This window comes from Actinomadura sp. B10D3, from assembly GCF_039871695.1.
Taxonomy (GTDB): domain Bacteria; phylum Actinomycetota; class Actinomycetes; order Streptosporangiales; family Streptosporangiaceae; genus Spirillospora; species Spirillospora madurae.
In genome coordinates, this window is record NZ_JBDPLY010000033.1 from 39,468 (window position 1) to 54,483 (window position 15,016).

General features: G+C 71.5%; 14 protein-coding genes. 9 read left to right on the plus strand and 5 right to left on the minus strand.

Annotated features, from left to right (window positions below; translation table 11 throughout):
• Positions 1-7 precede the first annotated feature (7 nt).
• The 5 genes from ABGB11_RS35255 to ABGB11_RS35275 all read right to left on the minus strand — a co-directional run bounded on the left by ABGB11_RS35255 (position 8) and on the right by ABGB11_RS35275 (position 3,982).
• Positions 8-979, minus strand: coding sequence for a zinc-binding alcohol dehydrogenase (locus tag ABGB11_RS35255; protein ID WP_347639822.1), 972 nt, complete (start codon positions 977-979; stop codon positions 8-10).
• A complete protein-coding gene (locus ABGB11_RS35260; protein WP_347639823.1) occupies positions 936-1,766 on the minus strand; it encodes a CDP-alcohol phosphatidyltransferase family protein in 831 nt (276 codons plus the stop codon). The genes ABGB11_RS35255 and ABGB11_RS35260 overlap by 44 nt, the downstream gene beginning before the upstream one ends.
• A complete protein-coding gene (locus ABGB11_RS35265) occupies positions 1,763-2,428 on the minus strand; it encodes a GTP cyclohydrolase II (RefSeq protein ID WP_347639824.1) in 666 nt (221 codons plus the stop codon). The genes ABGB11_RS35260 and ABGB11_RS35265 overlap by 4 nt, the downstream gene beginning before the upstream one ends.
• 112 nt (positions 2,429-2,540) lie before the next feature.
• Positions 2,541-3,284 carry a nucleotidyltransferase domain-containing protein gene (locus tag ABGB11_RS35270; protein WP_347639825.1) on the minus strand — a complete coding sequence of 248 codons (744 nt, stop codon included), beginning with the start codon at positions 3,282-3,284 and terminating at the stop codon, positions 2,541-2,543.
• On the minus strand, positions 3,281-3,982 hold the full coding sequence (locus tag ABGB11_RS35275; protein WP_347639826.1) for a nucleotidyltransferase domain-containing protein: 702 nt from the start codon (positions 3,980-3,982) through the stop codon (positions 3,281-3,283). The genes ABGB11_RS35270 and ABGB11_RS35275 overlap by 4 nt, the downstream gene beginning before the upstream one ends.
• Positions 3,983-4,187: 205 nt before the next feature.
• Between ABGB11_RS35275 and ABGB11_RS35280 the strand changes: the two genes are divergently transcribed.
• The 9 genes from ABGB11_RS35280 (at position 4,188) to ABGB11_RS35320 (ending at position 15,011) form a co-directional block, all read left to right on the plus strand.
• Positions 4,188-5,549, plus strand: coding sequence for an ABC transporter substrate-binding protein (locus ABGB11_RS35280; protein WP_347639827.1), 1,362 nt, complete (start codon positions 4,188-4,190; stop codon positions 5,547-5,549).
• Between the two features lie 5 nt (positions 5,550-5,554).
• The gene (locus tag ABGB11_RS35285; protein ID WP_347639828.1) at positions 5,555-6,577 is read left to right on the plus strand and encodes a sugar ABC transporter permease; all 1,023 of its coding nucleotides are present in this window, start codon (positions 5,555-5,557) and stop codon (positions 6,575-6,577) included.
• Positions 6,574-7,398, plus strand: coding sequence for a carbohydrate ABC transporter permease (locus ABGB11_RS35290; RefSeq protein WP_347639829.1), 825 nt, complete (start codon positions 6,574-6,576; stop codon positions 7,396-7,398). The genes ABGB11_RS35285 and ABGB11_RS35290 overlap by 4 nt, the downstream gene beginning before the upstream one ends.
• 31 nt (positions 7,399-7,429) lie before the next feature.
• Positions 7,430-9,061: a glycoside hydrolase family 13 protein gene (locus ABGB11_RS35295; RefSeq protein WP_347639830.1), complete on the plus strand. Its 1,632-nt coding sequence runs from the start codon at positions 7,430-7,432 to the stop codon at positions 9,059-9,061.
• Between the two features lie 10 nt (positions 9,062-9,071).
• Entirely contained in the window at positions 9,072-10,118 is a 1,047-nt protein-coding gene (locus ABGB11_RS35300; protein WP_347639831.1) for a LacI family DNA-binding transcriptional regulator, read from the plus strand.
• A gap of 176 nt (positions 10,119-10,294) precedes the next feature.
• Positions 10,295-11,590: an ABC transporter substrate-binding protein gene (locus ABGB11_RS35305; RefSeq protein ID WP_347639832.1), complete on the plus strand. Its 1,296-nt coding sequence runs from the start codon at positions 10,295-10,297 to the stop codon at positions 11,588-11,590.
• Positions 11,591-11,701: 111 nt separating this feature from the next.
• Positions 11,702-12,691, plus strand: a complete 990-nt coding sequence (locus ABGB11_RS35310; protein WP_347639833.1) for a sugar ABC transporter permease — start codon at positions 11,702-11,704, stop codon at positions 12,689-12,691.
• Positions 12,688-13,590: a carbohydrate ABC transporter permease gene (locus ABGB11_RS35315; protein ID WP_347639834.1), complete on the plus strand. Its 903-nt coding sequence runs from the start codon at positions 12,688-12,690 to the stop codon at positions 13,588-13,590. The genes ABGB11_RS35310 and ABGB11_RS35315 overlap by 4 nt, the downstream gene beginning before the upstream one ends.
• A complete protein-coding gene (locus ABGB11_RS35320) occupies positions 13,587-15,011 on the plus strand; it encodes a GH1 family beta-glucosidase (RefSeq protein ID WP_347639835.1) in 1,425 nt (474 codons plus the stop codon). Before ABGB11_RS35315 ends, ABGB11_RS35320 begins: the two co-directional genes overlap by 4 nt.
• Positions 15,012-15,016: the final 5 nt, after the last annotated feature.

A 15,016-nucleotide genomic window follows, 5' to 3' on the forward strand; every position in this document is an offset into this window, starting at 1 on the left:
GGTTTGCTCAGTAGGTGATTCGGTGGCACAGGGCGGAAAGTTCACCGGTCGCGAGACGCGGCATGACCTGCGGCAGCTCCCCGAACGGGCTCTCGCCCGTGATCAGCGCGTCGAACGCCGGGTCGGCGAGGATCCGCAGGGCCAGCGCGAGCCGGTCGGCGAAGGTCCGGCGGGACCGCCGCGCCGGCGGGATCGCGCCGACCTGGCTGGCCCGGACGGTCAGCCGCCGCGAGTGGAAGAACTCGCCGAGCGGGACGCTGACCCGCCGGTCGCCGTACCAGCTCAGCTCGACGACCTCGCCCTCCGGCGCGACCAGCTCCAGCGACCGGGCGAGGCCCGCCTCGGTGGCGCTCGCGTGCACGACCAGGTCGCAGCCGCCGGCGGCCTCCTCGGGCGGGACGAACTCGACGCCGAGCGCGCGGGCGACGCCGGCGCGGGACGGGTCGGTGTCGACGAGCTGGACGCGGCTGCCGGGGAACCCCGCGAGGACCCCGGCGACCGAGCAGCCGACCATGCCGGCGCCGACCACCGCGATGCGGTCGCCGACCAGCGGGGCCGCGTCCCACAGCGCGTTCACCGCGGTCTCCACGGTCCCGGCGAGGATCGCGCGGCCCGGCGGCACCCCGTCCGGGACGACGCTGACCGCGCTCGCCGGGACGACGTACCGGGTCTGGTGCGGGTAGAGGCAGAACACCGTCCGCCCGAGCAGCTCGCGCGGCCCGTCCTCGACGGTGCCGACGTTCAGGTACCCGTACTTGACCGGCCCCGGGAACGCGCCGTCCTGGAACGGCGCCCGCATGATCGCATGCTGGTTCGGCGGGACGCCGCCGCGGAACACGATCGCCTCGGTGCCGCGGCTGACGCCGGAGAACAGGGTCCGGACGAGCACCTCGCCGGGACCCGGCTCCGGCAGGACGAGATCACGGATCTCCCCCTTACCGGGCGACCGGATCCAGAAGGCGCGCGCCTCGCGCTCCATCCGTGCTCCTCCCCCGAGTCCCCCGAATGCCGGGCCCGCCCGGACGGGCCGCGCGGTGCCGCCTGACCAGCCACAGCACGTCCCGTCCGAACGACCACAGCAGCAGCCCCAGCGCCGCGCCCACCAGCACGCCCGACAGCGGGACGACGCCCGACGCCGCGACGACCAGCGTCACGCCCTGCACCACCGCGACCGCCTTGCGCGCGACGCTCGGCGGCAGGTCGGCGCGCAGCCACGGCGCCGCCCAGGCCGCCGCGCCGAACAGGTACCGCATCGCCCCGATCGCCAGGACCCACGCCCCCGCCGACCACGCGACCTCGACGCTGAGCACCAGCACCAGGAAGGCGTCGGTCTCCATGTCGAACCGCGCGCCGAGCCTGGACGCCGTCCCGGTGCGCCGGGCGACCTGCCCGTCCACGCCGTCCAGGACGAGCGCCAGCGACGCGACCGCGACCAGCGCCCAGGTGTTGCCCCCTCCGGTGAGATGCCCCGCGACCAGCGCCGCGACACCCCCGGTCAGCACGACCCGGGCGAGGGTCACGTGGTCGGCCGGTCCCAGCGTCCGGCGCCGCCGGAACGCCCTGCCGAGGATCCCCCACGACGCCAGCGCGTACAGGACGCCCACGGCCAGGCCCGCGTAGCCGGGACGAAGCAGCGCCAGCAGCGCGAACTGGACGGCCACCGCGGCGGCCAGCTCGGGCCCGCGGGTGAGCCGGGGCCGGCGCGGCGGCGGAGCCGCCGGCAGCCGCACCGCGACCGGCCGTGTCAGAGTGGCCGGCCGCGTCATCCGCGCACCTCGCTGACCGGCGCGTCGCCGAGCGCGGCCGCGGGGACGTCGATCTGCGGCAGGTCGTGGCCGAGACGGTCCCGCTTGGCGGTGAGGTAGCGGACGTTGTCGTCGCTCACCGGGACGAGCAGCGGCACGCGGGCCGCGACGGGCACGCCGTACGACTCCAGCGCGCTGAGCTTGACCGGGTTGTTCGACATGAGCCGCACCGACCCGACGCCGAGGTGCCGCAGGATCCGCGCGGCCGGACCGTAGTCGCGGACGTCCACCGGCAGCCCGATCGCCGTGGCGGAGTCGACGGTGTCCAGGCCCTGGTCGTCCTGCAGGATGTGGGTCCGGACCTTCGCCACCAGCCCGATCCCGCGCCCCTCGTGCCCGCGCAGGTAGACCAGGACGCCCGCCCCCTCCCGGACGATCGCGTCCAGGCCGGCGCCGAGCTGGTCGCCGCACTCGCAGCGCGTCGCGCCGAAGATGTCCCCGGTCATGCACTCGGAGTGCATCCGGACCAGCACGTTCTCGCGTCCGCGCACCTCGCCGCGCACGAGCGCCATGTGCTCCTGCCCGTCGACCGGGTCCCGGAACGCGACGGCGCGGAACACGCCCCGCCTGGTCCGGAGGTCAGCCTCCGCGATGTCCTTCTCATCGATGCCCTGGTCCCGCATCGCTCCCCTTCCTCGGCTCCGCAATCACTCCTGGTACGTGGCGACAGCACCGGGTGGTTGCGTCTAAGACGGTCCGTATAACCGGTGGCACGCAGGGGAGGCTCTCGAGGGTTCAGCCTAGGCGCGTGCGGACCACCAAGTCGTGAAGGGCACGGTGGTTCGCGGGCGCGTCGGGGAGGGCGCCGCGGTCGCGTTCCTCCACCAGCAGGGCCGTGAGCGCGGCGACGTCGTCGCGCAGTCTGGGCAGGTCAGGCGCGTCGGGCGGCAGCGCGCCGTGCTCGGCGGCCCGCTTGGCCTCGATCAGGTCGGGAAGGTAGGGCGGCCCGCCGGCGAGCCGCGTCAGGTCGGCCTCGACCTCGCCCGTCCGCATCAGGTGGACGCCCGTCAGCAGCACCCGGAAGGTGTAGAGGAGCGGCTTCAGCTCGCCGGTCTTCTCGAACAGCTTCCACTGGTTCCGCGCGAACCCCAGGTAGTGGTGGGCGTGGTGGAGGGTGATCAGCCCGGGGACCAGGGCCCGCAGCTCCTCGTGGACCGGCGAGGCGGCCACGACGAGCGGCGACATGACCTGCTCCAGGACGTAGCCGTTGCGCCGCAGGAGCAGCGTGCAGAACTTGGCCAGGTCGTGGGTGACGGCGTCGGCCTCCACGCCGCCCTGGTCCCACGTGAGCGTGACGGTGTCCCGGCCCGGTTCCAGCCCGACGATCTCCTCCAGGGGCAGCAGGTGGACGCCGCGCAGGTCGACATCGGAGTCCCGGGAGGGGAAACCGTACAGGTGCGCGCCGCTCACCGTGAGGAACGCGCGGGGATACGGGTGGTCGGCGGCGAAGCGGTCGATCATGCCTTCGGGGAGGTTCACCACGTCACGCTCCTGCGTCGGACGGAGACCAGCAGTTCCTCGACCGTGGCGCGGTCGGGTTCGGGCGGCAGCGGGCTGCGGGGCGCGGCCTCCTCCAGGCCGGCGGCGAGGGAGGCGCGCCACGCCTCGATCTCGTCCCAGCCGACCTCGCCCCGGCGGACGGCGAGGAGGCGGTCGCGCAGGCCGCCGACGTCCAGGCGCGGCTCGCCGTGCCGGACGAGGTGCACGCCGCTCTCCAGCAGGCGCAGCATGTGCATGACGTGCTTCCAGCGCGGGACGCCGCCGTTGCGCAAGTCGCCTTCGAGTTTGCGGAACTGCGCCTCGGCGTAGCGGAGGAAGGTGCGGTGCGCGTGCCGCGACAGGAAGGCGGATCGGACGGCCAGCAGCTCCTCCCCCACCGGCGTCACCCGCTCGACCAGCGGCGACCACAGGCACTCCAGGACGGTCGGGTTCGCGGCCAGCCCCAGCTCGCAGAAGCGCTCCAGCTCCCAGGAGAACTGCTCGGGCAGCGGGCCGTCCAGGTGGGTGGGCGGTTTGGTGAAACGCCAGAACAGCGGGGCCGGCGCCGCGTAGACGCCGCGCCGGTCGACGTCGCTGGCATCGGTCGCCAGCCCGTAGGCTCGCGAACCGGACACCACGGACAAAATCGTGTGGTCGCGGACGAGGCCGAGGGCCGCGGCCCGGTCGGGGTCGGTCACGGAGGCAGCCTTGCGCAGCGCCTCCGGACGTGTCGACCCGATTGCCGGCGGCTCGCAAAGGGTTACAGATCGGCCACGGACTTGCTGAAAGTTTCTGCAAGAGGTTTACGGGACTGAAACGCGTTGCTAACGTCCCGGTCCAGCCACCCCATCTCGTGACCTGCGGGGCGCCGGCCCGACGGCGCGTCCCGCGAAGGAGGACACCATGCGGCGCATCCCCCCGATCGGCGGCGCACCTCTGGCTGGAGGCCTCGTCTGCGCCGCCCTCGCGCTCTCGCTCTCCGCCTGCGGCGGCGATGACGGCGGCTCCGCGGGCGGAACCGGCGTGGCGAGCCTGCAGGGCCGCGGGCCGATCACCTTCGTGAGCGGCAAGGACCGCTCGGGCTACCTCCAGAAGCAGCTGGACGACTGGAACGCCGAGCACCCGAAGGAGCAGGTCCGCCTCATCGAGCTGGCGGACGAGCCGAACGAGCAGCGGCAGCAGATGATCCAGAACGCGACCACCAAGTCGGACGCCTACTCGGTGCTCAGCCTCGACGTGGTGTGGACCGCGGAGTTCGCCGCGAACCGGTGGCTGACGCAGATCCCAATGGCGCCTTCATCCGGGGGGTCTGGGGGGTCGTCCCCCCAGGCGATGAACGGGCGGGTCGACCTGTCGAAGATGCTGCCCGCGACCATCACCACGGGGCAGTACCGCGGCAAGCTGTACGCCGTGCCGTCCACCTCCGACGCGGGGATGCTCTACTACCGCGAGGACCTGCTCGAGAAGGCCGGGATCGCCGAGCCCCCGAAGACCTACGACGAGATGTGGTCCGCCTGCGACAAGGTCAAGAAGCTGCCCGAGGGCGAGGACGTCGACTGCTTCTTCACCGAGGTCAACAAGACCGAGAGCATGACGATCAGCGCGGTCGAGGCGATCGACAGCGCCGGCGGCTCGATCATCGGCGCCGACGGCAGGCCTTCTCTGACCACACCGCAGGCCGAGCAGGGCGTCGAGTTCCTCGTGAAGGCCAAGAAGGAGCACATGCCGAAGGAGGCCGTCACCCTCGACACCGAGGGCGGGCGCCGCTACTTCCAGTCCGGGAAGCTGCTCTTCCAGCGGCAGTGGCCCTACCAGTACGCCCTCGCGAACGCCGACGACGGCTCGTCCAAGGTCGCGGGCAAGTTCGCGGTCGCGCCGCTGCCGGGCCCGTCCGGCCCCGGCGTCGCCAACCTCGGCGGGCACAACCTCGCGATCTCCGCGTTCGCCAAGAACAAGGCCACCTCGCTCGACTTCATCCGGTACCTGGCCGGTGAGCAGTCGCAGCGCGCCAACCTGCTCGCGACGTCGAAGGCCCCGACGATCGCCGCGCTCTACGACGACCCGGAGATGGTGAAGAAGTTCCCGTACCTGCCCGTCCTCAAGGAGGCCATCGCGAACGCGAAGCCGCGCCCGGTCGCCGTGAAGTACGGCGACGTGACCGCCGCCATCCAGGGCGAGATGTACGACGCGGTGACCGGCAAGAAGTCCGCCGACCAGGCTCTGGCCGACCTGCAGTCCAAGCTCCAGCCGCTGACCGCCCGGTGAGCGGCATGACCACCACGCGGAACAAGACGCCGTCCGCCGCGGGCACCCCTGCGGCGGGCGCGCCGCGCGGGCGCCGGCGCGACGTGCAGGGGACGAGACGGCTCGCGGCGCTGCTGCTGTCCCCCACGCTGCTCGTGCTCGCGCTGGTGATCGGATACCCCGTCCTCGCCGGGTTCCGCGAGTCGCTGTACGCGCGCGGCGAGGGGCTGGACGCCGAGGGGTTCGTCGTGGAGGGCGACCGGTTCGTCGGCCTCGACAACTACACCGCCATCTTCCAGGGCGACCGCGCCGACGCGTTCTGGAACGCCTTCGGCAACACGACGTTCTTCACGCTGACCACGGTCGTGCTGGAGACGGTCATCGGCGTCGCGATGGCGCTGATCATGCACCGGGCGTTCCGGGGACGGGCGATCGTGCGGGCGAGCATCCTCGTCCCGTGGGCGATCCCGACCGCGATCTCCGGCCTGCTGTGGCGGTGGATCTTCCAGGCGGACGGCGCCGCCAACGCGGTGCTGCGCCAGGAGATCCTGTGGACCGCCGACGGGTTCCCCGCCAAGATGGCCGTCGTCATCGCCGAGGTGTGGAAGACCTCGCCGTTCATCGGGCTGCTCGTCCTCGCCGGCCTGCAGATGATCCCCCGGGACGTCTACGAGGCGGCGCGGGTGGACGGCGCCGGCCCGGTCCAGCAGTTCTGGCGGATCACGCTGCCGCTGGTCAAGCCCGCGCTGCTGGTCGCCGTGCTGTTCCGGATGCTGGACGTGCTGCGCATGTTCGACCTGCCCGCCGTCCTGATCGGCGTCAACCAGAGGTCGGTCGAGACGCTGACGATGATCGCCTGGTTCGAGGCGTCCAACCTGCGGTACGGGTCGGCGGCGGCGTACGCGACCGTCCTGTTCCTGTACATCGCGCTGATCGCGTACCTGTTCGTGAAGCTGCTCGGCGCCGACATCATCGGCGAGGCCCGGCAGCAGACCAGGCGCCCCCGCAGGAGCAAGCCGGTGAAGGGTACGAGAAGGGTCCCGGCATGACGCGGGCGAAGCGGTTCCTGTCCTACCTCGGGTTCGCGGCGGTGGCGGTCTACTGCCTGGCGCCGTTCTACTGGATGGCGGTCTCGGCGTTCCGCCGCCCGCAGGACCAGTTCGACAACTCGATCGTCCCGGCGCGGTGGTCGGGGGAGAACTTCTCCGCGGTGTTCTCCGGCGACAACGGGTTCGGGCGCGCGCTGCTGAACAGCGTCATCGTCGCCGGCACCACCACCGTGCTGACGCTGCTGATCGGCACGTTCACCGCGTACGCCCTCGCCCGGCTGCACTTCCGCTTCAAGAACGCGGTGCTCGGGCTCATCGTCGCCACGACGATGTTCCCGGGAATCTCCCAGCTCGTCCCCCTGCTGAAGCTCTTCACCGACATCCAGTGGATCAACACCTACCAGGCGATGGTGCTGCCCAGCCTCGGGTTCGCGCTGCCGCTGTCGGTGTGGCTGCTCACGGCGTTCTTCCGGCAGCTCCCGTTCGAGCTGGAGCAGGCGGCCATGGTGGACGGCTGCACCCGCGGCCAGGCCTTCCGCAAGATCATCATCCCGCTGGCGGCGCCGGGGGTGTTCACCACGGCGATCCTGACGTTCATCGCCGCGTGGAACGAGTTCCTCATCGCGCTGTCCATGGTCAACAAGAAGGAGATGCAGACCGCCACGGTCGCGATCTCCAAGTTCACCGGCGTCTCCGGGTTCGACCAGCCGTTCGGCACCCAGATGGCCGCCGGGGTGGTCGTGACCGTCCCGCTCATCGTCGTCGTGCTGGTCTTCCAGCGCCGGATCGTCGCCGGGCTCACCGCCGGCGGCGTCAAGTAGCTCCTGACGGCTCCCGACTCGAAGGATGTTCATGACCCAGGACACCCTGCTCGTCCCCGCCGGCGGCGGCACCGCCGGCGGGACCCGCTGGTGGCGCGACGCCGTCATCTACCAGGTGTACGTGCGCAGCTTCGCCGACTCCGGCGGCGACGGCGTCGGCGACCTGCCCGGCGTCCGGTCACGGCTGCCGTACCTGGCGGACCTCGGCGTGGACGCGCTCTGGCTGACCCCGTTCTACGTCTCCCCGATGGCCGACTTCGGCTACGACGTGGCCGACTACCGCGACGTCGACCCGCTGTTCGGCACGCTCGCCGACGCCCGCGGCCTGATCGCCGACGCGCACGCCCGCGGGCTGCGGATCATCGTGGACGTCGTGCCGAACCACACCTCCGACCGGCACGCCTGGTTCCAGGCCGCGCTCGCCGCGCCGCCGGGATCCGCCGAACGCGCCCGCTACATCTTCCGCGACGGGCGCGGCCCGGACGGCGCCGAACCGCCGAACGACTGGGAGTCGGTGTTCGGCGGCCCGGCCTGGACGCGGCTGCCGGACGGCCAGTGGTACCTGCACCTGTTCGCGTCCCGGCAGCCCGACCTGAACTGGGAGAACCCCGAGGTCCACGCCGAGTTCGCGGACATCCTGAAGTTCTGGCTCGACCTCGGCGTGGACGGGTTCCGCGTCGACGTCGCGCACGGCATGGCCAAGGCCCCCGGCCTCCCGGACGTCGGCCACGCCGGCCAGACGGAGATGCTCGGCACGGCCGTCCTGCCGTACTTCGACCAGGACCCCGTCCACGACATCCACCGCGAATGGCGCCGGCTGCTCGACTCCTACGACGGCGAGCGGATCGCCGTGGCCGAGGCGTGGGCGCCCACCCCCGAGCGGCTCGCCGACTACACCCGCCCGGACGAGTTGCACCAGGCGTTCAACTTCCATTACCTGACCGCGCCCTGGGAGGCGTCCGGGATGCGGGAGGTGATCGACGAGTCGCTCCACGCCGCCGAGGCGGTCGGCGCGCCCGCGACCTGGGTGCTGTCCAACCACGACGTGAAACGGCACGTCACCCGGTACGGCGGCGGCGAGCGGGGGCTGCGGCGCGCCCGCGCGGCGGCACTGCTCACGCTCGCGCTGCCCGGCTCGGCCTACGTCTACCAGGGCGAGGAGCTTGGCCTGCCGGAGGTGCTCGACCTGCCCGAGGAGTACCAGCAGGACCCGCAGCGGCTGCGCGGGGAGGGCGCGGGCCGCGACGGCTGCCGCGTCCCGCTGCCGTGGGAGGGCGAGGAGCCGCCGTTCGGCTTCGGCGCGGGGGCGTCCTGGCTCCCGATCCCCACCGCGTGGCGCGACCTGACCGTCGCCGCGCAGCGCGACGACCCCGGCTCCATGCTCGCCCTCTACCGGGAGGCGCTGCGCGTCCGCCGCGAGCACCCCGCGCTCGGCGGCGGCGGGCTGCGCTGGCTGGCCGGCCCACCGGGCACACTGGTCTTCGTCCGGGAGGCCGGCGGAGAGGAACGGCGGCTCGCCTGCGCGGCCAACATGGGCGGCCGCGCCGTGTCCGTCCCCGTGCGGGGAACGCCGCTCCTCGCGAGCGGACCGGTCCACATGGACGGCGAACAGGCCGAACTGCCCCCGGACACCGCACTGTGGTGGGACGTCGAGGAGCGATAATTTGAAACCCATGACGACACGCCTGGCGGACATCGCGGCGCACGCCGGGGTGAGCGAGGCGACCGTGAGCCGCGTGCTCAACGGCAAGCCGGGCGTGTCCCCGGGAACCCGCCAGGCGGTGCTGACCGCTCTGGACGTGCTCGGCTACGAGCGCCCGGCCCGGCTGCGCCAGCGGCGGGCCGGGCTGATCGGGCTGATCATCCCCGAGCTGACCAACCCGATCTTCCCGGCGTTCGCCGAGGTCATCGAGAGCGCGCTCGCCCGGCACGGGTACATGGCGGTGCTGTGCTCGCAGGCGCCGGGCGGCGTCGCCGAGGACGACTACATCGAGATGCTGCTGGAGCGCGGCGTCGCCGGGATCATCTTCGTCAACGGCCTGCACGCCAACGCCAACTCCGACCGCGCCCGCTACGTGCGGCTGCTGGAGCAGGCGCTGCCGATCGTCCTGGTGAACGGGTACCGGCCCGACATCGACGCGCCGTACATCTCGAACGACGACGTCGCCTCGCTGGAGGCGATCGTCGCGCATCTGGCCGCAATGGGCCACCGGCGGATCGGGCTCGCGATCGGGCAGGACGTGTACGTGCCGACGCGGCGCAAGACCGAGGGCTTCCGGCGCGGGATGGCGGCGCACTCCGACCTCGCGCCGGACGAGGTGGACGAGCTCATCGTCAACACCATGTACACGGTCGAGGGCGGGCAGGCCGCGGCGGCGAAGCTGCTCGACGCGGGCTGCACGGCGATCTGCGGCGGCAACGACATCATGGCGCTCGGCGCGATCCGGGCCGCGCGGGCGCGCGGCCTGCGGGTGCCCGCGGACGTGTCGGTGACCGGGATGGACGACTCGCTCCTCACCGCCTACCTCGACCCGCCGCTGACCACCATCCGGCAGTCGGTGCGGGAGATGTCGATGGCCGCGGTGAGCACCGTCCTCGACGAGATCCGCGGGGCCCGCGCACCCCGCACGGAGCTGCTCTACCGGCCGGAACTCGTCGTCCGGCGGTCCACCGCCCCGGCCCCGGCGGCGGCCCGGCTGACCCCCGTCACCGAGGGCTGACGGAGGGCCGGCCGCCCGCCGGGCGCACGCCGACCGGGCTCCCGCCGGAGCCAGGTTCTTGTAACGGTTGTGTTGCGGCGCATTGACAGTGAGCCGGGTCACGGTCTTTCCTTCGTGGGAGCGCTCCCACACACCTGCACAACACAACCTGAGAGGGGTCCGCGATGAGGGCCATCATGCGGCGCGGACTGAGTACGGCGATGGCGGCCGTGCTCGTCGGCGGCCTCGCCGTCGCCTGCGGCGGGGACGACAAGGACGACGGCGGCTCCGAAAGCGGGCCGGTCGAGCTCACCGTCGACGTCTTCGGCGAGCCGGGATACGACGCGCTCTACAAGCAGTACGAGCAGTCCCACCCCAACGTGAAGATCAAGCAGCGCAAGGTCTCGACGCTGGACGAGTACAAGCCGCGCATCCAGCAGTGGATGGCCACCGGCAGCGGCGCGGGCGACGTCGTCATGCTGGAGGAGGGCATCCTGCCGCTCTACATGCAGCAGAAAGCGAAGTTCGTCAACCTCTTCGACCACGGCGGCAAGGAGCTGGAGAAGAACTTCCTGCCGTGGAAGTGGCAGATGGGCGTCACCCCGGACGGCAAGCAGCTCATCGGCCTCGGCACCGACGTGGGGCCGCTCGCCATGTGCTACCGCAAGGACCTGTTCAAGAAGGCGGACCTGCCGACCGAGCGCGACGAGGTCGGCAAGCTCTGGCCGACCTGGGACGAGTTCCTCGCCACCGGGCAGAAGTTCCAGCAGAAGGTGCCCGGCAGCAAGTGGCTGGACGGCCCGACCGCCGTCTTCCGCGCCACCGTCCTGCAGAACGCCGGCGCCGGCCCCGGCTACAGCTTCTTCGACAAGAGCGACAACCTCGTCTACGAGAGCAACCCCGCGGTGAAGCAGGCGTTCGACACGTCGCTGAAGTTCGCGCAGAACAAGCTCACCGCCGACATGTCGATCTTCACGCCGCCGTGGCAGACCGCGCTGAAGCGCGACACGTTCGCGACGCTGCCGTGTCCGTCCTGGATGCTCGGGGGCATCGAGGAGTTCTCGGGTGACGCGGGCAAGGGCAAGTGGGACGTGGCGACCACGCCCGGCGGCTCCGGCTACTGGGGCGGGTCGTGGCTGGCCGTGCCGAAGCAGACCAAGCACGCGAAGGCCGCCGCCGAGCTGGCCAAGTTCCTGACCTCTCCCGAGGGGCAGGTCGGCGCGTTCAAGGCCGCCAACGTCTTCCCGTCCTCGCCGCAGGCGGCGCAGGACCCGGCGGTCGCGGGCGCGAAGAGCGCGTACTTCAACGACGCCCCGATCGGCCAGATCTTCGGGCAGCTCGTGGCCTCGGTGAAGCCGGTCCACCTCGGGCCGAAGAACGAGGACGTCCGGTCCGCCGCGGAGAACGTGCTGATCTCCGTGGGCCAGGGCAAGCAGAAGCCGGAGGACGCCTGGTCGAAGTCCGTCGAGGAGGCCGAGAAGGCCGCCCGGTGACCCACCGGGCAAGCTGACCACGGCGGCGGCGCCGCGCCGTTACCTCCCCGCCGGCGCCGCCGCCGTTCCCATCCTCTGCTCAGACCGTCCTCGGAAAGGAGGCGCACGACGATGACCACCGATCTGCGCCCCAGCCGGAACGGCCCGCCGCCGCCCACACCGGCGCAGGCCCGCCCGGCATCCCGCCGCACCTGGCGGGCCCGCCTGGCGCGGCTCGATGTGAAGGGCGCCCCCTATGCCTTCATCTCGCCGTTCTACATCGTCTTCCTGCTCTTCGGCGCGTTCCCGCTCGTCTACACGCTGTGGGTCTCCCTCCACGAGTGGGAGCTGGCGTCCGGAACGCGGGAGTTCATCGGCCTCGACAACTACGACTACCTGCTGACCGACGCCGACTTCTGGCACGCCACGGTCAACACCGTCGGGATCTTCGCGGTCTCGACCGTCCCGCAGCTGCTGATCGCGCTGATGATCGCCAACGCGCTGAACCGGCGGATGCGGCTGCCGACCCTGTTCCGGATCGGGATGGTCGCGCCGCTGGTCACCTCGACCGCCGCCGTCGCGATCGTGTTCACCCAGATGTTCGACACCGACTGGGGCATGATCAACTGGGTGATCGGGCTGGTCGGCATCGACCCGGTCAACTGGACGACCAGCCGCGGCTGGTCCTGGATCGCCATCGCGATGATGGTCGACTGGCGCTGGACCGGCTACAACGCGCTGATCTACCTGGCCGCGATGCAGGCGATCCCCAAGGACCTGTACGAGGCCGCCGCGATCGACGGCGCGTCCCGCATCCGGCAGTTCTGGCAGATCACCGTCCCGATGCTGCGGCCCACGATCATCTTCACGGTGATCATCTCGACCATCGGCGGGCTCCAGCTGTTCACCGAGCCCGTGCTGTTCAGCGTCGGCACGCCGAACAAGATGGACGGCGGCGCGTCGCACCAGTTCCAGACGATCACGATGTACATGTACGACAACGCGTTCGGCCATGACCGGTACGGCTACGGCGCCACCGTCGCCTGGGCGCTGTTCTTGATGATCATCGTGTTCTCGCTGATCAACTTCCTGGCCGTGCGGCGCACCGGAGGCACCAAGTGACCACGCTCCTGGCCGGCCCGGGAGGCCGGCGCACCGAAGGCAAGCACGCCGCCGCGCGCCCCGGCCGCTTCCGCGGCATGTGGAACGCCAGCCCGCTGACCTACCTCACGCTGATCGTCGCGCTGGTGCTGTCGATCTTCCCGATCTACTGGATGATCATCGTGGCGACCCGCACCAACAGCGTGGTCGCCGACGTCCCGCCGCCGCTGCTCCCCGGCGGGCAGGGCGCCGACAACGTCGGCCGGCTGTTCGACAACCCGGAGGCCTACTTCGCCAAGGGCCTGCTGAACTCCGCGATCGCCTCCGCCGCGGTGACGGTCTCCACGGTGTTCTTCGCCTCGCTGGCCGGGTTCGCCTTCGCCAAGCTGCGCTTCCGCGGCAAGAACGGGCTGCTGCTGACGATCATCGCGACGATGATGATCCCGGTGCAGATGGGCATCATCCCGCTCTACATGATCATGGTGGAGCTGGGCTGGCAGAACCAGCTGCAGGCCGTCATCGTCCCGTTCCTCGTCACCGGGTTCGGCGTGTTCATGATGCGGCAGTACGCCGACCAGGCCGTCCCGGACGAGCTGATCGAGGCGGCCCGCGTCGACGGCTGCACCACGTTCGGCATCTACTGGCGGGTCGTGCTCCCCGCGCTGCGCCCCGCCGCGGGCGTCCTCGGGCTGTTCACGTTCATGCAGACCTGGAACGAGTTCATGTGGCCGCTCGCGGTGCTGAACCCCGACAACCCGACGGTGCAGCTGTCCATCAACAACCTGGCGAACGCGTACTTCAAGGACTACACGCTCATGTTCGCCGGGACCAGCATGGCGATCCTGCCGCTCCTCGTCGTGTTCATCATTTTCGGCCGCCAGATCATCGGCGGAATCATGGAAGGTGCAGTGAAGGCGTGACCTCCCTACAGGACGACACCAGCGCGGCTCCGGCCGAACCCTTCCCGACCGGGTTCCGCTGGGGGGCCGCCACCGCCGCCTACCAGATCGAGGGCGCCGCCGGCGAGGGCGGGCGCGGACCGTCCATCTGGGACACGTTCTGCCGCACTCCCGGCAAGGTCCTCGGCGGCGACACCGGCGACGTCGCGGTGGACCACTACCACCGCTTCCCCGAGGACGTGGCGCTCATGGCCGACCTCGGGCTGACCGCCTACCGGTTCTCGATCTCCTGGTCGCGGGTGCAGCCGACGGGGACGGGCGCGTTCAACCAGGAGGGCCTGGACTTCTACCGGCGGCTGGTGGACGCGCTGCTGGAGGCCGGCATCGAGCCGTGGCCGACGCTCTACCACTGGGACCTCCCGCAGCCCCTGGAGGACAAGGGCGGCTGGCCCGAGCGGGAGACCGCGCACCGGTTCGCCGAGTACGCCTCCCACGTGCACGCGGTGCTCGGCGACCGCGTCGGGCAGTGGATGACGGTGAACGAGCCGTGGTGCGCGGCGTTCCTCGGCTACGCGTCCGGGGAGCACGCGCCCGGACGCCTCGACCCGCCTGCCTCGCTGATGGCCGCGCACCATCTGATGCTCGGCCACGGGCTGGCCGTCGAGGCGATGCGGGCCCGGCACCCCGGCAACCGGTTCGGCGCGGCCGTCAACCTGTACGCGGTGTCCCCCGCGACCGACGATCCCGCGGACGTGGACGCGGCGCGCCGCATCGACGGGCTGCAGAACCGGCTGTTCCTCGACCCGCTGCTGCGCGGCCGCTACCCCGAGGACGTCCTCGCCGACACCGCCCGGTACGGGTTCGCGCCGTCGGACGCGGACACCGCGAAGATCAACCAGCCGATCGACCAGCTCGGCATCAACTACTACTCGCGGCACACCGTCGCCGGCACGCCCGGCGAGGCGGCGCAGACCGCGTCGTCGCCGTTCTCGACGCACTCCCCCTGGGTCGGCAGCGACCACGTCCGGTTCGTCCCGGCCGGCCGCCCGGTCACCGGGATGGGCTGGGAGATCGACGAGCGCGGCCTGTACGAGGTGCTGACCCGGCTGCACCGCGAGTACCCCTCCGTCCCGCTGTACATCACCGAGAACGGGGCCGGCTACGACGAGGCGCCGGACGAGGATGGCACGGTCCAGGACGCGGGGCGCATCGCCTACATCGACGCGCATCTGCGCGCGTGCCACGAGGCCATCTCCGAGGGGGTGCCGCTGCGCGGCTACTTCACCTGGTCGCTGCTGGATAATTTCGAGTGGGCTTGGGGCTACTCCAAGCGTTTCGGGCTGGTCCACGTCGATTACGCCACGCAGCGCCGGGTGCCCAAGGACAGCGCACGGTGGTACGCCGGGGTGATCCGGCGGGGCGGGCTGCCCGAACGCGGCTGACCGCG